This window comes from Ruegeria lacuscaerulensis (assembly GCF_013034685.1).
GTDB lineage: Bacteria > Pseudomonadota > Alphaproteobacteria > Rhodobacterales > Rhodobacteraceae > Ruegeria > Ruegeria lacuscaerulensis_B.
On record NZ_WQGO01000002.1, the window covers coordinates 659006 to 680481 of the forward strand.

The 21476-nt window shown below is 59.6% G+C and carries 14 protein-coding genes; 2 read left to right on the forward strand and 12 right to left on the reverse strand.

Translation table 11 applies throughout. From position 1 onward, the window contains the following. The first annotated feature begins 93 nt into the window (after positions 1-93). The gene (locus tag GOV80_RS07380; RefSeq protein ID WP_170783589.1) at positions 94-666 is read left to right on the forward strand and encodes an OmpA family protein; all 573 of its coding nucleotides are present in this window, start codon (positions 94-96) and stop codon (positions 664-666) included. A gap of 39 nt (positions 667-705) precedes the next feature. Then, positions 706-2889 (forward strand): serine/threonine protein kinase, encoded by a 2184-nt coding sequence (locus GOV80_RS07385; RefSeq protein WP_170783591.1) that lies wholly within the window; start codon positions 706-708, stop codon positions 2887-2889. Between the two features lie 8 nt (positions 2890-2897). Here GOV80_RS07385 and GOV80_RS07390 read toward each other — a convergent pair whose 3' ends face one another. From GOV80_RS07390 to GOV80_RS07445, 12 genes are all read right to left on the reverse strand, one after another. After that, complete coding sequence (locus GOV80_RS07390; RefSeq protein ID WP_170783593.1) at positions 2898-3620, reverse strand: PP2C family protein-serine/threonine phosphatase; 723 nt, start codon at positions 3618-3620, stop codon at positions 2898-2900. Continuing rightward, positions 3617-4303, reverse strand: coding sequence for a type VI secretion system-associated protein TagF (gene tagF / locus GOV80_RS07395; RefSeq protein ID WP_170783595.1), 687 nt, complete (start codon positions 4301-4303; stop codon positions 3617-3619). Before tagF ends, GOV80_RS07390 begins: the two co-directional genes overlap by 4 nt. Continuing rightward, a complete protein-coding gene (tssM, locus tag GOV80_RS07400) occupies positions 4303-7875 on the reverse strand; it encodes a type VI secretion system membrane subunit TssM (RefSeq protein WP_170783597.1) in 3573 nt (1190 codons plus the stop codon). Before tssM ends, tagF begins: the two co-directional genes overlap by 1 nt. Next, on the reverse strand, positions 7872-9305 hold the full coding sequence (tssL, locus tag GOV80_RS07405; protein ID WP_170783599.1) for a type VI secretion system protein TssL, long form: 1434 nt from the start codon (positions 9303-9305) through the stop codon (positions 7872-7874). The genes tssM and tssL overlap by 4 nt, the downstream gene beginning before the upstream one ends. Before the next feature lie 93 nt (positions 9306-9398). Next, complete coding sequence (gene tssK, locus GOV80_RS07410; protein WP_170755852.1) at positions 9399-10739, reverse strand: type VI secretion system baseplate subunit TssK; 1341 nt, start codon at positions 10737-10739, stop codon at positions 9399-9401. 36 nt (positions 10740-10775) lie between these two features. Next, complete coding sequence (gene tagH / locus GOV80_RS07415) at positions 10776-12239, reverse strand: type VI secretion system-associated FHA domain protein TagH (RefSeq protein ID WP_170783601.1); 1464 nt, start codon at positions 12237-12239, stop codon at positions 10776-10778. A 10-nt stretch (positions 12240-12249) separates the two neighbouring features. Continuing rightward, positions 12250-12555 carry a PAAR domain-containing protein gene (locus tag GOV80_RS07420; protein WP_170356385.1) on the reverse strand — a complete coding sequence of 102 codons (306 nt, stop codon included), beginning with the start codon at positions 12553-12555 and terminating at the stop codon, positions 12250-12252. A gap of 2 nt (positions 12556-12557) precedes the next feature. After that, complete coding sequence (locus GOV80_RS07425; protein ID WP_170772288.1) at positions 12558-13148, reverse strand: DUF6931 family protein; 591 nt, start codon at positions 13146-13148, stop codon at positions 12558-12560. Between the two features lie 11 nt (positions 13149-13159). After that, complete coding sequence (locus tag GOV80_RS07430) at positions 13160-15262, reverse strand: type VI secretion system Vgr family protein (RefSeq protein ID WP_170783603.1); 2103 nt, start codon at positions 15260-15262, stop codon at positions 13160-13162. A 34-nt stretch (positions 15263-15296) separates the two neighbouring features. Further along, a complete protein-coding gene (tssB, locus tag GOV80_RS22655) occupies positions 15297-19268 on the reverse strand; it encodes a type VI secretion system contractile sheath small subunit (RefSeq protein WP_170783605.1) in 3972 nt (1323 codons plus the stop codon). Further along, complete coding sequence (locus GOV80_RS07440; RefSeq protein ID WP_170775539.1) at positions 19261-20115, reverse strand: ion transporter; 855 nt, start codon at positions 20113-20115, stop codon at positions 19261-19263. The genes tssB and GOV80_RS07440 overlap by 8 nt, the downstream gene beginning before the upstream one ends. Before the next feature lie 72 nt (positions 20116-20187). After that, the gene (locus tag GOV80_RS07445) at positions 20188-21435 is read right to left on the reverse strand and encodes a hypothetical protein (protein ID WP_331252395.1); all 1248 of its coding nucleotides are present in this window, start codon (positions 21433-21435) and stop codon (positions 20188-20190) included. Between the last annotated feature and the right edge of the window lie 41 nt (positions 21436-21476).

Here is a 21476-nt window from a genome sequence, read left to right on the forward strand (position 1 = left end):
GCCTGCGTTTCTGCCTCCTATATGTGACATTCTTCATTGCCGCGTCCCTGAGGCACAGATACTCTTGCCGTCAAACAGGGAAGGACTTTGGTAATGATTGCATTCTCGCCTCGGAAATATATCGCGGTGCCGGTTGTGGCGCTGATTTGTTCGGCGCAGGTTGTGCTGGCGCAGAGCACTGAATTGACGGAAGACGAGATCACCGACGCGTTCAACAAGCAAAAGACGCGTGGGTTGGTCATCGTGCCGTCCAACACCGATACCGCCGCCACTGCGGTCGAGGAAACCACCGTAGCCGCAGCGCCTGCGGAATATCAGCCTGTTGCGGCCGAAGATCAGGTCAATATTCAGGTCCGGTTCGATTTCGCATCTGCCGCGCTGCGCGACGACGAAAAGCCGAAGCTGTCGGCGCTGTGTAACGCGATGAAAAACGTGGATGTGAGCGTCTTCCAGATTATCGGTCACACCGACAGCGCCGGGTCTGCGGATTACAACCAGAACCTGTCGCTGCTGCGCGCGAAAGAGGTCAAACGTTTCCTAGTCAGCGATTGCGGTATCGCCGACGAACGGCTTGAGGTGCTGGGCGTGGGTGAGGCCGAGCCGCTGAATAAATCCGATCCGCGCGCAGACGAAAACCGTCGCGTCGAATTCCAGGCCCTCGGCTGAATCCGTAGCCTCTGAAGACAAAAGAATAACGAGGGCAGCATGACTGAATCCCGCGCAGGCGATCTGTTTCAGCCGGGCGATCTAGTGAACAACACATATCGGATCGAGGCGATCCTTGGGCGGGGCGGAACCTCGGATGTCTACCGGGCGCGTTCGGAAATTTCGGGGCGCTTGGCTGCGCTCAAGGTGCTGAAGGCCGAGTTCTCCAGCAACGAAGATTATCTGGTCCTGCTGACCCGCGAGGAAGAAATCCGCGACATCCGCCATGACGCGGTGGTGCGGTATTCTGAAAACAACCGCACTGCCGACGGACATGTCTATCTGGTGATGGACTACGTCGATGGGCCGGGGCTGGACCGGAAACTGGCCGATGGCCCCATGCCGGCAGACGATATTCTGACCATCTGCAAACGCGTCTGCGAAGGGCTTGAGGCCGCGCATGCGCGCAACATCGTCCACCGTGACCTGAGCCCGGACAACATCATCCTGCGTGACGGTGATCCGGCACAGGCGGTAATCATCGACTTTGGCATCGCCAAGGACACCAACCCCGGTGCCGAAACCATCGTGGGCGGAGAGTTCGCGGGCAAATACGCCTACGCCGCGCCCGAGCAGCTGTCGGGCAAGACCGACCAGCGCACTGATATCTATTCGCTGGGCGCGCTGCTGCTGGCAAACTTCCGTGGCGAAAAGGCCAATTCCGGGCGTAACCTGTTGGAGGTTGTGGAAAGCAAAAAGCAACCGCTGGACACTGCAGATGTGCCCGAGCCTCTGAAAACCGTGCTGGACAAGATGACCGCGCCGGACCCCGATGACCGGTATCAATCGGCCAGCGATGTTTTGCGAGCTCTGTCCTCGACCCGCTCGGGACAGGTGCAAGCCCCCCCTGCTGACACCGATGACGACGCGACGATTATCGTTCCCAAAAGTAAACCAGCGACTCCTGCGCAGCCGGCCCCTGCCGTCGCCGCGCCCGCCGCACCTCCAGCCCAAACGCCCGAGAAATCACGCACCGGGCTGGTTGCTGCCCTTGGCGCGCTGGTCATTGTCGGCGGTGGTGCCGGTGCCTATTTCAGCGGCGCATTCGACAGCTTTACCGGGCCCCAATATCCCGTGGCCGCACCTTATACGCTGGTGGCGGACAAGCGCGAGGGCCTGCCGCCGCGCGCCGTCGGCTTTGTGCCCTCGGAAGACACTCGTGATGCCATGACCCGCGAGATCACCGATCAGGGCGGGACGGTTGATTTGACGCTGGCGTCCGGAGATATCTCGGAAAGCTGGGGCGCTGCGGTCAGCGACGTTATCGACACAGTGATGGAGCTGGATGAATGGCGGCTGGTCGTGAATGGAAACGACGCTCAATTGACAGGGCAAACCACGGATCAGGCGCTGCATGACAAGCTGGAACAGCTTTACTCGGCTGGCTTGCCCGCCGGACTGCAAGGCACTGTCGAGCTGGAGCTTGAGCCGCTGTTCCTGCCCGCCGCAGATATCCGACCGATCCTGGCCGGTCTAGCCGATTGCGGCGCGCTAAAGCTGGAGAATGCCCCCACTGCCGGATACGGCCCCGAGACCCCGGTTCGGGTCATTGGCACCTTGGCCTCGCAAGACAGCCTGACTGGGCTGGACACTGCTCTAACCGCTTTGGTCGGAGCGCGACCGATAGATCTGGGCGGCGTGAATGTATTGAACCCGACTCTTTGCCTGATCGAGAATTTCCTGCCAACAGCACCCACCAGCGATATCTCAATAGCGTTCTATAACGGTGAACAGAACGACGCCCCCAATCCGACCGGAGACTACGTTGTCGGCCAGAACCCGGTGATCGACGTAGACCTGCCGCAGGATGTGCAAGACGGGTTCCTGTCTGTCTCGGTGCTGGATGTGTCGGGCAATGTGTTCCACCTGCTGCCCAATGTCACGCGTCAGGAAAATGGTATCGCCGCGCTGCGGGATGGGGAAAGTGGGCCATTGTCAGTGCGCGTGGCTTATTCCATTCCGGAAAGTCAGGAAAACGGCGGCATTGCCTTTCAGGTCGATGATAGCACCTTGGGCAAAAGCAAGGTGATCGTGCTGCATACCGACAATCAACTGTTCGACACGCTGCGCCCAACCACAGAATCCGCTGCCGGATATGCCGAGGCGCTGCGCGAACAGGATCGTAATGTGGAAACGCAGATTTTGTCGCTGGACAGCCGTATCCTGACCACCCTCGCGCAATAGCGCGGGGTTCAGGGAATATCGACCACGATCACCGAGATATTGTCAGCCCCGCCCCCGTCCAGCGCGATCTGGATCAACTGGTCGGCGACGGTTTCAATCGGCATCTCGGACAGAGCCTTTTGCAGCATCGGGAAGGTCGCGTATTTGCTCAGCCCGTCCGAGCAGATCAGGAACCTGTCGCCCGGTTGAACTTCGCCCCGGATCTTGTCCAGCTCTAGCACATCCCCGACCCCGACCGCGCGGATAATGGCGTTGGATTGCGGATGCTGCTCGGCCTCGTCCCAGCTCATTTGCCCGGCCAGCACCAGTTCGGCAACAACCGAGTGATCGGTGGTCAGTATCTGAATCTGATTGTCCCGCAGCAGGTAGATGCGACTGTCGCCTGCCCATAGCCCGACGAAATGGCCATTGGCCAGCATCATGCAGGCCACGGTGGTGCCTATGGTCTTGCCGCCGCGCGCCTCGGCCTCGCGCACAATCGCGGCATGGGCCTGTTGCAGCACATCGCGCAACGTGACCAGACGGTCCGCGGGTGGTAGGCCCGGCGGGATTGCGGCCACCATATCGACCACCAAACGACTGGCAAAATCCCCACCCTCGTGACCCCCCATACCATCGGCGACCAGCCAAAGGCTTTCTTCGGGCAGAGCCAGAATGGCATCTTCATTGAGCTTCCGCTTGAGGCCCACATGGCTGCGGGCGCTGTACCGAACGCGGTGACTTGAATTCATATTGGTCGTGCCTCGGTCCAGACTGACGCGTGAAGATTGAATAAGCCTTGCATGTTTGCCCCTTGCGGTAAACCTTCGCAGACCATCATGCGGGGGACACCGGCGATTTCGGTGCTCCAGATTGTCGGAGTGTGATAGCGATGCGACACCAGCCCCGCCGCAAGGTCAGGCAACAGGCTGTCCGAGACCTCGCCCCGCGTCAGAACCAGCGTTTTGCCCTCGGCACGGACCGGGGATGTGGGTTCCTGCAATGGAACGGGCAGCTCCTCTAGCCCCTCGGCCAGCTTGTCGCGGGTCATGTCGTCCTCAAGCGCAGCCAGGGCCAAATCTTCGAGCTGGCGGTACACGGCATCCGCGCGGAAATGGGTCAGAATGGCCGAACCTTCGTTGGACACCCCAGCCACCAGAGTCAACGGGAAACGTCGCCCGACCCGATCCACCGAGGGCATCAGTACACCCAGCATCTTTTGCGGCCCCGCCAGCCCCGGCGCCAGACAGAACCGCCAGATCGGGGCCGACATGTAGTGGGCATCCCATGACGCGCCTAAAGCCTCAGACGTGGCCAACATGCTGTGCTGTATCCACGTGTCCCACGGCTGGACGAAATCCTGCGTCACCCCCAGTCGGAAGAAATCCCCGACCGACGGCATTTTACCAAATGCGCCAAATCCGCTGCGCTGCATCAGAACGATTTAGGGCAGCTGAATTTTTGCAGCGCCGGAAGGGCAAAGGGATTGATGACCGAGCCGGATTGCAACTGGAAGATCGCAATGCGGCCACCGACGTTGAAGATCACCTTCTTGCGGTCCGATACGTTGGTCCGTCGCACCTCGGCCGCGTCCAGCAGACGGAACCACGCCCATGGCCCGTCCTTGGACAGCACGCTTTCGATGTTGCGCTTGTCGGGCTGGAACGTGACCCGCGCCAACCCGACCTGCCCCGGCCACGTAACCGCCATCGGCGACGGCAGCCCGCCGCGATGGCGGAACTCCAGCGACTGGCCGTCAATCTCAAGCGTGACGCCCTTGGCCTTGGGGTCCAGCGCCTCGGGCATGATCTGGAATTGCACTTGCGGCTGTGGTCCGGCAGCAAAGAAGGCCTCGCGGATTTCGGCGGCGTTCTGGAATTGGGTCAGAACGGCCTGGCTGATGCCCAGATCGGCCTCGTTCACGCTGCTTTTCCAACTCCATGGGCGCGTGCGCATGTCCACGTGTTTGGCGAGGTTGTCCGTAAAGAACGTGTCGATCAGACCTTGCGGGCCGAACAACCGGCTGAAATCGCCCATCGCCACATCCGCACCTGATCTGCGGCTGAACGGGTAACGGTCGGTGACGACCTGCTCGCAAAAGGGCAGCACATTGGCCTGCCAGCGCGCATTTAGCGAGGCTCGCGTGCTGTCCGAAGTGATCCCCGAAGATCCGTCGATGATCTGCACCGCCCAGCGTTCCATCGGGCCGGGAATGCGCGCCGCTTCCTGTTGGAATTGCTGCAAAGCCTGCCCGGATTCACCGCCCGAGGTTCCGCTGAAGGACATCTTGTTCAGTTCCTGATAGACACCCGTCAACGACCCCATCAACTGATCCAGTTGTGAGGGCTGCCCTTCGGGCCGATCAACAAGCTGATGCAGCCAGGCAAAGCGATCTTCGACATATTGACCCGGCTCCTGCACCGGCTCGGACACCGTCGCGCCGCTGGACTTAGCCAGTGCCTCAAGCAGAATTTGCGTCTGGACCGAGGTCGCCGATTGCAACTCAAGGCTGGCTGCGCTGGACAACCCATCGCTCAGCGCTTCGGAATTGGGCAGAACCGATCGGCTTTCTGTCAGCTTCGTCTCGTCCGAGATCGAATTCAGGATGTTGACGATAGGCGAGGTCGGCCCGGACAGCACATTGGTCACTTCGACCGCATGGCTGAGGCTTTCCATCGGTACGATGTCGATATCGCCCAGCATCGCGTCGTAGCGCGCGATATAGTCGTTGTAATACAGGTCCAGAACATCGCGGCTGAGCGCCGCCAGCGCCAGTTCGGTCTGTTCCGCCTCGCCGCGCGGGCCCAGAACCCAGCTTTCCTTTTGCACCCGTTTGGCTACGCCAACTGCTTCGCCCACGAATACGTCATTGAAACCGCGATAGGTAAAAATCCCCTCGATCCCGTCATTCAATGGTTTTCCCGAAGACCGCACCAGAACGCGCGCAACCGCTGGGCCGCCGACCTCGGTGATCCGCCATTCCGGCAGAGCCGTCGCGGACGGGCTTGAGATGATCCCGTTATACACCCGCTGCGCCAACGGCAGTTCGGACAGCAGGCCCTGTATCTGCTCAACCATCGGCCCGTTCAGGGCCACGGCCTGCATCGGCTGGCTTAGCAGCGCTTCAAGATGGTCGTTCAGATCGGCGCGGAATTCCTCGCGCGAGGGGCCGGGGAAGGACACCGTCCAGTCGATATTCATCCATTCCTTGACCAGGTTCTGGTTCATAGGCCCTTGCAAACCCAACATCAGATAGACCTTTAGCGCCTCATACAGCACGTCGGGGTTGTTGATATTGGCGCTCATCTGTTCTTCGAGACGCAACAGCAGCCGCGGCAGAAGGCGCTGGTTCAGCGCCGCGCGGTAGGTCTGTGTCGCCTGCGTGCCAATCACATCCCCCTGATACAGGCCATAGGTCAGGCGCGTTTCAGGGTCCGGGTCGGACAGGGTCGGGTTCGCAGGCAGATCGCGCAGCGTGTTCAGCGCCTGCACCACCGGCACCAGATCGGTGTCGCCCACCGGGCTGGGTGGCAGTGTCGCCGCTGCAGCCTGATAGGCGGAAACGCCCTCTTGCGCCTCAGCGATCAGCTCGGAATTGCCCGAAAAGCTGCGCACCAGCAGGGCACCCACTGCAACAGCGGCAATCAGCGTCGCCGCGACCGAGGCCCATTTGGTGATCTTATACCGCCGCTCGACCTTGTCATCGGCGCTGACCAGACCAGCCTCGCGGAAGATCACCTGATCAAACAGGCGGGTCAGGAAGTACGATCGACCCGAGCCCTGCCCCGAACCAATCGCCTGACGTCCAATCCCGAAGGTGCGCGCCATGCCTAACATCAGCCGGTCAATGGGGGTGCCCTCTTGCGTGCCGGATGTGAAATAGACCCCGCGCAGCATGTGACGGTGCTGATAGCGGCTGTCCTGAAACACCTCGGTCAGGAACTCATGCGCCACTTTGCGGAATGAGGCCACCTGCATCGGGAAGCCCGCAACCAAGGCGCGGCGCTGGGGGTCGGTTTCAGTCTGCATCCGCTCCAGCGATTGGGCGTTCAAACGGCCCAGCAGCAACGCGAATTCCTCGTCAAAGGCGGCGACCGGAGATTGCTCAGACCGGGACTTATCCAATGGTAAGGTAAAACCCCAGACCTGTTCACGGTCTTCCTTGCCCAGATTGTCGTAGAACTCGGCAAACCCGGCAATCAGGTCGGCCTTGGTGAACAGGATATAAACTGGAAAGCGCACGCCTAGTTTTTCGCGCAGCTCTTCCAGACGGCGGCGCACGGCTTTTGCGTGTTCTTTCTGCGTGATCTCATCCTGCAAAGACAGATCCGACAATGAGATTGCGATCATCGCCCCGTTGATCGGCTGGCGCTTTCGGTATTTCTTCAGCAGTCCCAGGAACCCAATCCACGCCGCGTTGTCGACCTGAGCATCGCTTTCCTGCGTCGTGTAACGCCCCGCCGTATCGATAAGAACGGCGTTTTCGGTGAACCACCAATCGCAGTTGCGCGTGCCGCCCACACCGCCAATCGCAGTTTTACCCATCTCATCGGCCAGCGGAAAGTTCAGGCCGGAATTCACAATGGCTGTGGTCTTGCCCGCGCCCGGCGGGCCGATCATCACGTACCACGGCAGCTCATTCAGATGCCGCCGCCCGTTCTTGGATTTGCGCAGCGCTGCCATCGCCGTTTTCAGCTTACCGCGCAGCTCTGAAATTTCACTGTCGATCATGTCGCCGCCATCGCTGACGGCCTCGGTGATCTCTTCGGTTAGCTTATTTTCGCGCCGGCGGCGGATAAAGAAAATGGTCAGTGCGATGATCAGGAAAAATGCGTAGATCACACCGCACCAGATCAGCCGGGTGGTCATCCCGTCCAGCGGGCGCCATTCGTCCGACCCGATCAGCGGACCAAAGAAGTACAGGCACAAGGACAGCGCCGTCGCCGTGAAGAACAGCACGGTGTAGATCGACATGAAAACGAACCTGAAGAATCTACGGATGTTCATTGGGTATCCTCCTGCACCAACAGGACTTCGATCCGGCGGTTGGTGGCGCGGCCTTCACGGGTGGAATTGTCGGCAATCGGGTCACTGTCGGCCCGGCCTTCGGCGCTGAGGCGATCGGGGTCGGTCAATTCGGGCGACATCTTATTCATCACCGATTTTGCGCGCGCCAGCGACAAGGCGAGGTTGGATGGAAAGCGCGCTGACCGGATTGGTACATTGTCCGAATGTCCGGTCACGATCACCGTGCCCGGCTCGGCATTCAACGCCACGGCGACCCGGCGCACCGGCTCTTGGAATTTGTCTTGCAGACTGTCCGAGCCTGACCCGAACATGCCCGACCCCTTGATGCGGATGACCAGCGTATTGCCTTTCTCAAAAACCTCGACCAGCCCCTCATCAATCTCGGGCTGAAGGAATTCGACGACCTTCGCGATCTGAGGTTGCGCCTGCGGAGGTGGCGGAGGTGGCGGTGGCGCGCGGCGCTGCAACTCGGTCACCGGGCCCGCGTCAATCACCGACATCTGTCCCACAAGATTTTCGGTCTTGTTCGACAAAACGTAAGACAGGCCGCTGAATTCGATCACCAGCAACAGCGCCGTCACGCCTAGCGCGATCCAGACCGGCTTCCACATGCTAAGCGCGCGGTAAGGCTTGTCCACGCCTTCCCAATGCGGGGCCAGATCACGTTCGACAGGGCCACGTTGCGCTCGGATGACCCGCGCCAAGCCCTGCCGGATTTGCAAGTGCTTATCCGGGCCGCCTTGTTCGACCCGCAAGCGGCCTTCAAAGCCAAGCGACAGGCACATGTAGACGAATTCCAGCAGCTCAATATTGTTCGCAGGCTCCTGTTCCAGCCGCGCCAAAAGGTCGTAGAACCGATCCCCGCCCACTGTTTCTCGGTGGAAGGTGCCAACAAGTGATTGCGTCGCCCAACTAGACTGACCGCCCCACGGCGTGTTCAGCACGACATCATCCAGCGTCGCACATAGAGCATAACGCGCCACCTTGACCGATTGCGCTGGGATGCCCGCCTGTAGGGCGGCATTTTCAAAGCTGCGCACCTCGGCCACCACGCTTTGGCGCAGCTTGTCAGGGTCCATGTGCTGGGCGCGGTTGCGTATACGACTGATCAGCGAAAACAAAGGCGCGGCGCAGGCGTTCAGCCGGTTCATCCCGGTTGCGGCCACCTGTTCCCCACCGCCTTGTGGCGGGCGCGACTGTGGGGCCTGCGCCGGTGGCACGCCATATCCGCCCCCATCTGCGGCAGGCTGTGGCTGTGGCGCTTCCATCGGCTCGGGGTAGCCCGCCGGTTGCTGAGGCGCGGCAGGTTGTTGCGGCATGGTCCCGGCCTGACGTCGTCCACCCGGATTGGGGCGGATGACCGTCTTATCTGTATCGTCCGGTTCGGCAAAAGGATCGTTGTCGGACATGATCTACCTGCTTCCTCACAGCGCCCGCATAGTCCAGTGGTCCACGCAAGCAACCCCATCAATTTGTTTCGTACCAATCAGCGGCCCGGACGGCTACTGATTGCGGATCGCCCACAGCTCCATCTGCAAGCCGGGATATTGCCCCGACACATGCACCGCGATCCCGCCCGAAGTGGTCATCTTGCTCCAATACGGGCTGGCTGCGTCCAGTTCGAAATAGACCACGCCCGAATGGTACGGGATCTGGCGCGGCGCGACCGGCAGCGGGCGCAAGGTGATGCCTGGCAGGGCCGAGTTCACCAATTGGCGGATTTCCTCAACCGGGCCGGTCTTGGCCTGACCCGCGAAGTGCCGCCGCACGTCTTCGGCGGGGATATCCGCATTAACTGCCAGCACAAATCCGGCCGAGCCGATCAGCTTGCGATCAGCAATCACACCGACGCTAATGCCGTATTTGCGCGGCTCCAACGGGATCGAGATCGCCGTCTGCTCCAGCACCGAGCTGAGATATTGGCGCAGCACTCGGATCACCGGGGCAAAGCTTTCGGTCAGGTTGTCGTGCTGGTAGGCGGGGAATTGCACTGCTTCTTTCTCGGCGCTCATGAAGGTCGCCAACTCGCCAGCTAGTGCGGCGCAAACGCGGTAGGCGTGTTCGGGATGCACGTTTTCGATATTGGCGAAATGGCGCACCAGCGGCAGGTTGCGGTTGATCACCATCAACAGAAGGAAATCCGAAATCTCCGCGGCACCCTTGGCAGGTCCGCCTTCGGACAGCCGCCCGGCCAGCGCCTGCATCCGGTGCGACAGCATTCCCTCAAGCTCGTTCATGAACCCCGCCAGTGCCGGGGCTGCGCGCACATCCAGGACCGAGGGCACAAAGCCGCGATCCAGTACAATCTCTTTGTCCGGGCGCACTTCGATGATGCGGGCAATCGGAATGGCCAGCTTGTCGGCCAGATCGTCCACCGCCAGTGCAAATTGAAGTCGCAGCTTACCAACACCCAGCGTTACCGGCTTTTTCTGCTGGCTCATCACGTCAGTGATTTCCTGCTCGGCGGGACGCAGGCGGCTGACGGATTGTTCCGCACCGCTCAGATCCACCTCGGACGCGCCTTGGCGCCGCTGCGGTACGGTCAGGTAAACAACGCAATCCTTGATCGTTTCGGGCACTTCCAAAGCGGGCGGATGGTCTTCGGCCTGCGGTACGCGAAACACCTGCCCGTCCGGCGTCAGCCCTGAACAGGATTTGAGCGCTATTTGCCCGACCTTGAGCACCTCGTCATCCAGCTCAAGCGCGCTCAGCCCCCAGGCATAGGGTGTCACCCGGCGCGCAAGCCCGGCCACCAGCGCCTCGGTATACCGGTCGGCCTGCTGGAAATGGTGGGGCTGCAAAAACAACCCTTCGGTCCAAAGCACCTTGCTGTCCCAGGACAATGGCTGCCCTCCCTTGTTATTGCGCCCGTTGGGGCGTTACTTCAGCTTTTCCAGCTGTTCCTTATACGCACGCGCGAATTCCCGGCTGAAGAGATCGTGAAAATCATTCTCGGCCTGATCCGAAATTTCCGCATACATCTTTTCATACACTTCCCAATATTGGGCCTTCTTACCCTTGAAAAGTGACCCAAGTTTGCCGGAGCCTTCGATTTTCCCGGCCAGCACCTCGGGGTCGAGCCGCGACAACACGCCTTTGAGCGCGGCCTCCATCCCTGTGACCATGGCGACCTCATGGGCCTTGATATCGTTCAACGCCTCGGCGGTCGCCTCCTCGGAGGCGAGGTAGCCTTTGACCCGCGGTTTCACCAACGCCTCGATCGCCTGTTCGGCGCTGATCGAAAATTTCAGCGGGTTGTTTCCGCCGGCGCTGATCATGGTCTGATCAATCCGGAATTCAGACTTGATCGAGGTACGCGTCATCAGAATTTCGCGCAGACCCGTGATCATTGCCCGTAACACGCGTCCCATCCGGCCCATCGTGGCGGGCAGATCGGCGTCGTCGATGCGCAGATCGTCCACCTCAAGCGCTTCAAGCAGCGCGCGGGCGGCGGATTGATCGCCACTTGCCGCAGCAGGCGCAGGCGTTTCGACCACTGTGGGCTCATTTGCAGGCTCGGGCGCAGGCGCCGGTGCCACTGGTTCCGACGGCGGAGGTGGGACCGCCCGCCCGCCCGGTGTTGGCTTGGCCGGTGGAGCGGCAGGTTCCGGCGGTGGCGCGGCGAACGGGTCCGAAGAGGACGGCTCTGGCGGCGACAGGAAATCGTCATCCCAATCGTCGGGGATCAGGTTCGCGCCGTCGCCACTGGTGGGCGCTGAAAACGCATCCGTAGCCGAGGGGTTGTGCATCGGGTCGCTCGCCCCCATGCCCTGATGCGCATCCGCCGGTTTGGCAAAGAAAGGGTCATCATCACCCAATGGTGGCAGCAGTTCGTCCATGGGATCAGGCGTTGCGATCTGGCCCGGCCCTTTGGGGGCTTCACCACCCAGCAGGTCGTCCAGAAAATCCCCGCCCGGCGAGGACGCGTCCAGCAAATCCAGGGGATCCGGCGCGTTTTGCGACTGTCCGGGCGAGACATTGCCCTGCTGCATCGGCTGTGGGATCATCTCTTCGAACGAAGGCAGATCGGCACCGATCTCGACCACCATCTCATAACCGCCCGCCGTCAGCACATCGCCATTGTTCAGCGGCGTCGGCGTCCGACCCAAAGCAATCTTGGAATAGTTCAGAAAGGTCCCGTTGGTCGACAGGTCCACGATCACCACGTTGCCATTGTGATCCTCGATCACGAAATGGTTCTTGCTGAGCGTCCGCTCGGGGTCGGGCAAAACAAGATCATTGGCCGGACCACGCCCTACGGTCAGCGATCCCCCCTGCATCGATACAGGACGCCCGTCGCCCGGCACGACGCCGGTGGATTGGAATTTGAGCGTGACCGTCATTCTTCTGTCTTCATCCTCCGACCAGCACGGTAAATTCACCTTTGACGATGGGCCCGCCACAGGCGCATGTATCCATCACCCGCGCAGCTGGCATCTTGCCAATCAAAACCGTCGCCGAGCCTTTGATGATCGGGTGTGGAAAGGCGGGTGTGGCCATGTCAAATATTCGCGCCGCAGGCATCTTGCCCACCAACACTGTCGGGCAGCAGGGCGGCAGGATGGGCATCGGCGCAGGCACCGGCGCGGGGGGCGCAGGCGGTGGCGCCAGAAAGGTACAGGTGTGGAGATCCGCAACGCGGGCCTGAGGAAATCCCATATCTACTCCTTAGCCTCCAGCTTGCCGTTTCCACCACGGGCGATATCAAGCCCACGGTCGATCAGCAATTGCACATAGGCATCGAAGTCGCCCTCATGATAACCCATCGCGGTGACATTCATGGCAAAGGCCAGCGCCTCGGCCGCGCCAAGCGGAGCGGTCATCCCAGCAAGTTCACCTGTACCCAGTGTCCCATCAGCATAAAGCGCGCACATGGCGCAATTTATCGTCTCATCATCCGGATCGGCCAAGTCTATCGTCTGTTCGGCCTTTTCACGATTCTCGGGCGTCGGGCGAAAAACCCAAGCCTCAGACGCTGCCAGCGACGGCGTGTTGTGTTCAGGCGCCTCGCCGATATAGTCGCGCGCCGCCAGACAGGACCACCATACCCGTTCACGCGGCGGCAGAGCCACGCCCAGCAGTCGTAGCATGTCAATCGGGGCACCTTTTTCATCTAGCTCAGCCAGAACCACATCCAGAGGCGCACTGGCGGGCGCGTCCAGCTTGGTGCCCAATCGCGCATTGGCATCGGCCAGCATCCGGGCCGCGGGCATCTGGGGTGTCTTGGTCAAATTGGCAAATCGTTCGCTCATCCATCCGACCCCTAGTTAATCATCGTCACGCCACCCTTGAGGGTCAGCATAGCATCGCCGCCGACCGTCGTCAGTGGGCTTTTTGCGTCAAGCTTGGCGTTTGCCTTAACGTTGATCATCGTGCTTTTGACGGTGATGCTGGTCGGATCCAGCTTGATCGAAGAGGTCCCGACCTTAAGCTCGATCGACTGCATCGCGGTTATTGTGATTTTCCCCGCCTTGGCGTCGACCTGAATGTTCCCCATTTTCACGGTCGTTGTCTTGTTGCCCTGCTTTATCGTCTCGGTGTTGTTGCCGGTGACGGTTCGGGTGGATTTGCCTTCAACCGTTTCCGTCTGGTCGGTTTTGATGAAAACGTCCTGATTGCCCTTTTCGATCTTGAACGTGTGATCACCTTCCTTGATCGTCTCATCAACGTCTTTCTTGACCACCTGGCTTAGACAGCCGTCGCCTCCATTGCCGCCCGTGTCCAACTTGTCATAGCCGATGGTGATGGTCGATTTGTTCTTTACCAACTTTTGGTGATCCTTCTGTGCCTGAAAGCGCACAAGTTCCGCCCCCGCTTTGTCCTCGAACATCAGTTCGTTGAACGTGTCGGTTTTGCCCTTTTCTGACGACCGGGTCATGATACCCGACTGCGTCTGGTTTGCTGGCAAATCATAAGGCGGCATCGTTTCGGCATTATACAACATGCCGGTGCAGATCGGCCTGTCGGGGTTGCCCTCTTCGAACTGGATGACGACCTCCTGTCCGATCCGCGGGATGTGGATCATGCCCCAGTTCTTACCGGACCACGGGGTGACAACACGCACCCAGCACGAGGTCTTTTCGTCCTTTTTACCTGCACGGTCCCAGTGGAACTGCACTTTGATCCGGCCATATTTATCGGTGTAGATTTCTTTGCCCGCTGGGCCGGTAACAATTGCGGTGTGCAATCCGGCAATCTCCGGCCAGGGCGTGGTACGGGCGTTGCGATACTGGACCTTCTTGGGCTGAACGTCGAACTCAACCATATACATTTCGCTGTTGTCTTCAGGAAACTCCAGCGCACCCGTATCCAGATCCTTTTCGTTCTTTACAAATCCGTAGCCTTCGGTCGTCTGCAAATAGAAGGTGGCCGCCGTGACCAGATATTCCTGGTTCTGATCCTTGTCGGGATGTTCCTTCAGGGTGAAGGTCTTTCCGACCTCCATTGCCCGGACCGAGGCACGACCCCGGCGGCGGTCATATTCGGTTTCTTCAGCCTCCATCCGAACCTGCGCGCGCGGCTTGCCCTTGTTGGCGTCGCTGTAATGACCGGGCGTGTCGTACAGCTCATATTTATTGTGCTTGTGATCGGGCGAAAGGATGGTTTTCGACACCGAGGCCATTTTGGCACTGGGTGTCTCAAAATTGAAATCGCCCAAGGCAACGACACCGGGAACGATCTGCTGCGCGGTGGCCCATTCGGTCACGCTGTCAGACAAGCGCTGTTTGTAGTCGTCGCCCGCCCGGTAAAGCAGGTCTGGCATTCCGTTCAGCGGCGTGTGCCCCGACAGCCCGTCACACAGGACCAACGTTTCATATTTGTTATTCGCCTTGGCATAGTCGAAGAAGTAATAGATGCCCTCTTCCTGCATCAGGCGTGAGACAAAGTCGAAATCGGTTTCCCGGTACTGGACGCAATATTCCCGTTGTTCATAAGTTCCGCTCAGCTTCTTCTGGAAATCCGAGAATCCGTGCGCTTTGAAAACGTCCTCGATGATCTTGTCGACCGTCATGTTCTGGAAGATGCGGCTGTTGGTGGTCTGTTGCAGCATCCAGAACCACGGGCGCAGCTCGGCCAGCAGATGCACGAACCCATCCCGCAGCGCCAGCCGTTCAACGCGCACGATCGTGCCGGTGAACTTGCGTTCTTTCCCCTCGCCCGAAGCCATGTGGATCGTCAGGATTTTGCCCAGCAGCTCTTCCAGCTTGATGGTCTTGTCAGACGACAGCATCTCAACCTGTATCTCGGTCAGCTCGCCCATCTTCTCGTTGATGATCGCGCGGCGGATGACGAGCTCTTCTTCCTTGTACTTGTAACTGCCGGTGATCCGAAGCGGCCATTCCTTGCTTTGCAGATTGTCAGACATTTCCTAATCCTTCCAAATCGCGTTGGACACGCCGTTATAGATCGGCCAGCAGAGCGGCCAGCTCCGGGTCCATTTCATCATCATCCTCGTCTTCATCGGTGTCGTTATCGAAGGAAGCAAGGAAGTCGTCCAAATCATCAACATCATCCGACGCGTCATCGTCAGAACCGGTATCGTCGTCCAGCCCCAGATCGTCCAGATTGAAATCCTCCTCGGCGGGGGTGTCTTCAGACTCAGGTTCCGCGGGGATATCGGGCGACGGCGCCGGGGCGGGAACGCCTGACCATGGCCCCAGAAGTTCTTGTCCTGCAACCGAGTTGAACGATCCCAGCCGGATCTCATCCCGTCCCTTGACGGAAAGCACCGGCATATAGCCCCGCTGAACCGAATGTTCGTGCTTGTCCAGCGACAGGTTGCGTTCGGTACAAGGCAACGCCACCTGATCGCCATAGCGGTCGTTGACGAAATGATAGGGCACCCCGCTCAGGCTCATAACCGAGCCGAGGTTCATCGCCTTACCATTCTGTTTGAAGGACCGCGCCAGCAGGATCGTTACTAGAACCGCCGGATTGGCCCATAGCATGCCACGCAGACCTTCGGTTTGGGTGAATTCCTCGAACTCAAACTCATAGATGGGCTCGGATTTGGCCCCATAGGGCCGACGTAGCAAAAAGCGCGGCGAGGCAAGGCCGACATGCCCGGCCTCAGGCATGGCGCGGAACGTGTCCCAGGCCTTGACCACTAGCGGGTGGCGGTCCTCTTTCTTGACGTCCAAATAGGCGGGCGTGATTGCGCTGATGAAAGGCGCATCCACATGAGCGGCGACCCGGCCGATACGTCCCAGCAACTCGGCATGAGGGGGGGTTTCCTCGAACGTATAAAGCCCGATCAGGGCGGAATAGCCGCCGCGCCCGTTTTCCTCATCCAACGGCTCCTCGGTCAGCAGCCGGACCAAACCGGTCTGCGCCAGATCTTCCTCCGAGGCCAGATCGGCACCAATTTCCTCGGCTGAGACATCATAGAGGATCACGTCCAGCGTATCGTCGTCCTCAACGCTGCGCGCGATCAGGTCCAGACTGCGCCACTGCGCCTCGATCGACTGGAATTCGGGATGATGCAGAACCATGCGCATCGCCGCACTCAGCGCCTCATCCACTGCTGTTTTCATCGCCGCAACGTCCGGGCTTGGTAGTTTGCGAATATGCGGCCCGACCACCCGTTTCAGTAGATCATCCACCGGAGAAGGCTGCGCCAGCTCTCCGTCCGTGTCCCCGATCAGCTTCTGAAAATCGCTGAGCTTCAAGTCGGCCCGCACGGTATTGCCACCCGAAGTCTTGCGCGGTGGAACCACGGCCCGTCCGAATTCCTCGCCCCAAGCGGTCAATTGCTTCGCCGCATGTTCGGCGGTTGCCCCGGCCCCAAGCTGGCTTTTCAGGCCCGACAGCCCTTCGAACAGCTCGACCTTTTCATAAAGTTCGTCAGGGTGCAGATCGTCCAGTTCGGTCAGCTTGACCTCGATCCCCGCGCCGTCCTTGCCGATAGGCAGAACCAGCGTGGTGGCAAAGCCTGAGATCACATCTTCGACCGTATCGGGGTCCAGTAGGATCGGCGCGCGCGCAGCCAGCGCATCGCCTGTTTCCATCTGCCCCCGTGCCGCCCGACCCGAGAAATCGCCAAAGATGGCAATGCGGAACCGGCTGCGTTTCAACTGTTCAGGCTCGGGCCGGTCGGCGCTCATACGGCCGAAGGCCAGCACCGGTTCACCATCCGGTTGGGCCCCGTCCGGCGTCGGGGCGTCATCTGTATCATCATCCTCGGCCAGCAGACTGTCGAGGTCGAAATCGTCCGTATCGTCCGAGGCAGGCTCGTCGTCATCGCCCAGCAAGCTTTCCAGATCGAACTCATCCCCGTCGTCCGCTTCGTCCGCGTCATCGGCCAGCAGGCTATCGAGGTCCAGATCATCGTCAGAGGTGTCATCCGCCAGAAGCGCATCCAGATCATCCTCTGGCGTGTCTTCATCCTCTGCTGTCAGATCATCCAGCAGACCGTCGAGGCTGGTGTCTTCGTCCTCCTCGGGCGAGTCGTCCGAAAGATCGCTTAGCAGCGCATCCAGATCGTCTGCTTCGTCCTCCTCTGGCGCGGTATCCGCCAGATCGCCCAGAATATCGTCGAGGTCATCTGCATCCGCCTCCTCTTCAATATCCGGGAGAGCGCTCAGAATATCATCCGTCTCATCTTCGTCCGCTTCCTCAGAGTCATCGGTAAGATCCGTCAGCAGATCGTCTAGATCCGTGTCATCATCCTCGTCCTCGGTCACATCGGGCAAAGACGCCAAGGCGTCATCGGTCGAACTGTCCTCAGCCTCATCATCATCCGACGCCATATCCGCCAGATCACCCAGCAGGTCATCAAGGCTGGTATCTTCATCTTCCTCGTCGGGCGTCGCGTCACTGAGGTCTGACAAAATATCGTCGGATTCGTCGCCGACTTCGTCGTCGGAGGCCAAATCCGCAAGGTCGCCCAGCAAGTCATCGAGGCTGGAATCCTCGTCTTCCTCCTCGGGTGCGGCGGCAGCGATACCCGAGAGAATATCTTCGCTGTCATCCGCGTCGTCCTCTGTTACCGCATCGGGTAGCGAGGCCAAAGCGTCGGCAGCAGAGGTATCTTCAACGTCCTCATCCGGAGCCATATCGGCAAGGTCGCCGAGCAGATCGTCGAGGCTGGTATCCTCGTCCTCATCCTCAGGTGCGGCGTCAGCAAGCTCCGAGAGGATGTCTTCGCTGTCATCCGCATCTTCCTCCGCGACCACATCGGGTAGTGAGGCCAGAGCATCGGCAGCAGAAATGTCTTCGTCGTCCCCATCCGGAGCCATATCGGCAAGATCGCCGAGCAGATCGTCGAGGCTGGTATCCTCGTCCTCATCCTCAGGTGCAGCGTCGGCAAGGTCCGAGAGGATGTCTTCGCTGTCATCCGCATCTTCCTCCGCGACCGCATCGGGTAGCGAGGCCAAAGCATCGGCTGCAGAGGTATCTTCAACGTCCTCATCCGGAGCCATATCGGCGAGATCGCCGAGCAGGTCGTCGAGGCTGGTATCCTCCTCATCCTCGGGCGCCGCGTCGGCAAGCTCCGAAAGGATATCCGCGCTGTCATCTGTCGCGTCTTGTTCCTCAGTCTCGGGGATAGACGCCAACGCATCTTCGATTGCAGTGTCCTGCGGGACCTCGTCGGGGGCGGCGTTGGCAAGGCCGGACAGCACTCCGGCGGTGACATCGGGTTCGGCATCGGCCTCAACCGCGTCTGGAACAGAGGCCAGCGCATCCTGCACAGTTGTATCTTCCGGCGCGCTCTCGGGGGCTGCAGCGGACAACTCGGACAAGACATCCGAGGTCTCATCCCGGGGCGCTGTGTCCTCGGCTTCGGGCAATGAGGCCAGCGCATCAGCGACCGCAGTGTCCTGAGGCGCGTCTTCCGGGGCCATTTCGCGTAGGGCGTCCAGCGTCGATTGGCTGTCCTGCGCGTCAACCGGGCTGTTGGCCAATGTCGCCAGCAAAGCCGGGTCGGCCAGGATCTTTTCGATCAGCGCCTCGGCCCCGGCCTTGCCATCCATATAGGCCAACAACGTGGCCAGTTGTGTCCGGGCCTCAAGCAGTTTCTGCAATGGCTCGATCTTCGAAGCGATCTGTGCAGGGCTGAAATCGCTCATCTTCTCGAAGGTCAGATCGACAGACAGGTTGCCCTCGCCGGTCAGCGTGTTGGGCACGGCAAATTCGACACGCGGGGCCATCGCCTTCATGCGGTCGTCGAAATTGTCGACGTCGATCTCAAGAAACTTGCGGTCGGATATCGAGGGTGTCTCGGCCTTGGATTTTCCGGAAAGATCGCTCATAACGCCCATCACGAAGGGCAGTTGCACCGTCTTTTCGGCGCCGTAAAGCTCGACATCATATTCGATCTGAACCCGCGGCGCCCTGTTGCGCGCGATGAATTTCTGGGAATTGTCAGCCATCCCCCTGTCCTTTCAATTCCGCCACTTCGCTGCGCAGGGCTCTGACCTCGACCAGCAGCTCTTTCACCCGGTCGTCCACGATATCTGTTTCACTGCGCACCAGATCCCGAAGGTGAGAGAACTCCTCGACCGCATCATCCTCCACCGCCGATTGCATCGTGTTGACCAGCAGACCGATGAACAGGTTCAGCACCGAAAACGCAGTGATGACGATGAAGGGCACAAAGAATATCCATGCGGTGGGATGCACCTCCATCACAGGGCGCACGATGCCCATGGACCAGCTTTCCAGCGTCATGACCTGAAACAGCGTGTAAAGAGACCGACCAAGCGTGCCGAACCATTCCGGGAAATCGGGACCGTACATCAGCGTGGCCATGACGGCAAAGACATAGAACACGATCGAAATCATGATGATCACCGCGCCCATCCCTGGCAGCGCGTCCAGCAATGCCTGCACCACGGATCGCATCTGCGGAATGACCGACAGCAAGCGCATCGCGCGGATGACTCGCAACCCCCGCAGGGCGGATAGGCCATCGCGGTTGGGCAACAGGCCCAGTGTCACCACCACAAGGTCAAAGATGTTCCAGGCATTGCTGAAAAAGCTCATCCGATAGGCGTAGAATTTCAGCAGCAGCTCGGTGACGAAGATGCCCAGAACAATCTGGTCGAAAACGCTCAGGATATGACCGATATTGGCCTGAATCGACGACGAGGTGGACAGGCCCAGCGTGATCGCGTTGAAGATGATCACACCCAAAATCGTGTTCGTGACCGTCCTGCGCTCGACAAATTCGCGCACAGCATCACGGAGCGTTTCACCCTTTCCGATTCCGGTTTCCAACTTTGCCTCCTGTCGTCCGTTCGGGGCGCACGGTCCTACCCGCGCGCCCCGTATTCTTTACCCTGACCTGCGTCAGGCGGCGTCAAACACCGTTCCGTCCAGCGCCTTGCTGGTGATCTTGTCATAAGCATACCCGCCAACCGCGCCGCCGACACCCAAAGCCAGATCCTTGGTGGTGTTCGCAATCGCGTTTCCGTCGATCGGCGATGTGGCCAGCGCGGCAAATTTCAGTCCTTCGCGGAAGACCTTGAGGCCCTTGGGGTCCTTGATCTTCAACTGCGCGACGCGCTTCATCAGGTCCTTGATCTTCGGGGCCCATGTTCGCGTGTCCGCATACATTATCTGGACCTTGCTGATCGCTTCATCGACCGCCTTGTAATTGGGTGCCAATGCAGTGTCCAAAGCCTTACTGATCATGGTCAACTGGGCCTTTTTGTCCTTCACCGGATGCTTCTTCAGCTTGCTGGCAACCTCTTTCAAGAACTCGGCCTTAAGCTTGTCTTGTTCCTTCAGGACCTTGTTCAGCTTTTTGGACAGATCATGCACCTTGACGACCATCTGGGCGTATTTCGCCTTGAGCGTATCCGCCGCATCTTCGACGGTCTTGATCGAAGGTTGTGCGACGCCCACGAATTCATTCAGCACGGCGGCGGAAATTTCGTTTGCGGCGTAAAGGCCTTTGTTCTGGGCGGCTTTCTCAACTACCTTCAACTCGACCAACAGGTGTTTCTTGGCAGTATCGATATCCGTTGCAAGCTTGCCGATATCCTTGGCCAGCGACACACCAGATTTGATCAGCCCAAGAATGCCGAACGCGGCCCCCGCGCCCCCCGAGAACGGAGAGGTCGCCATCGCCGCAATGGACACAGCCAGACCGGCCACGGTGCCTGCAATGGACACTGCAACCTTGATCTTGAACTTCTTCCATTCCTTTTTCTTGGCCTGAAGCTTGGTCCACGCCTTTTGCGCGGCCAGCTCAGCGCCTTTTTCAGCGATCTTCATGTCATTCTTGATCGCGTCGTTCAGACCCTTGAGCTGCTTTTGCATGTCCTTGTCGGATGCGCCCTTGTTAACCATCTGAACAAACGCTTTGTCGAACACCTTGCATTTCTGTTCGATCGTCTTCTTGGTCTGCTCCAAAACCTCGCTGGCCGAGGCCTGAAATTCCTGCTGCAAAAGAGGGTCTTTCTCGACACCTTTTTCCATCTTCTTGTCCAGCTCGACAACCACTTTGAACGACAGTTCTGGTGGTTTCACCATCTCAAGGCCTGTTACCTTGATGGGGACCTTTTTCATGTCCATGACAACGTGTTTAACCACTGGTTTTCCTTTCCCTTTTGCAGTGACGCCTCAAACAACCA

Bases quoted from the DNA above. Each gene is read 5' to 3' on its own strand.
- tssL (WP_170783599.1), bottom strand. From the start codon at position 9,305: ATGTCCGACAACGATCCTTTTGCCGAACCGGACGATACAGATAAGACG.
- GOV80_RS07420 (WP_170356385.1), bottom strand. From the start codon at position 12,555: ATGGGATTTCCTCAGGCCCGCGTTGCGGATCTCCACACCTGTACCTTT.
- tagH (WP_170783601.1), bottom strand. From the start codon at position 12,239: ATGACGGTCACGCTCAAATTCCAATCCACCGGCGTCGTGCCGGGCGAC.
- GOV80_RS07390 (WP_170783593.1), bottom strand. From the start codon at position 3,620: ATGAATTCAAGTCACCGCGTTCGGTACAGCGCCCGCAGCCATGTGGGC.
- tagF (WP_170783595.1), bottom strand. From the start codon at position 4,303: ATGCAGCGCAGCGGATTTGGCGCATTTGGTAAAATGCCGTCGGTCGGG.
- GOV80_RS07380 (WP_170783589.1), top strand. From the start codon at position 94: ATGATTGCATTCTCGCCTCGGAAATATATCGCGGTGCCGGTTGTGGCG.
- GOV80_RS07425 (WP_170772288.1), bottom strand. From the start codon at position 13,148: ATGAGCGAACGATTTGCCAATTTGACCAAGACACCCCAGATGCCCGCG.
- tssM (WP_170783597.1), bottom strand. From the start codon at position 7,875: ATGAACATCCGTAGATTCTTCAGGTTCGTTTTCATGTCGATCTACACC.
- GOV80_RS07430 (WP_170783603.1), bottom strand. From the start codon at position 15,262: ATGTCTGACAATCTGCAAAGCAAGGAATGGCCGCTTCGGATCACCGGC.
- GOV80_RS07385 (WP_170783591.1), top strand. From the start codon at position 706: ATGACTGAATCCCGCGCAGGCGATCTGTTTCAGCCGGGCGATCTAGTG.
- tssB (WP_170783605.1), bottom strand. From the start codon at position 19,268: ATGGCTGACAATTCCCAGAAATTCATCGCGCGCAACAGGGCGCCGCGG.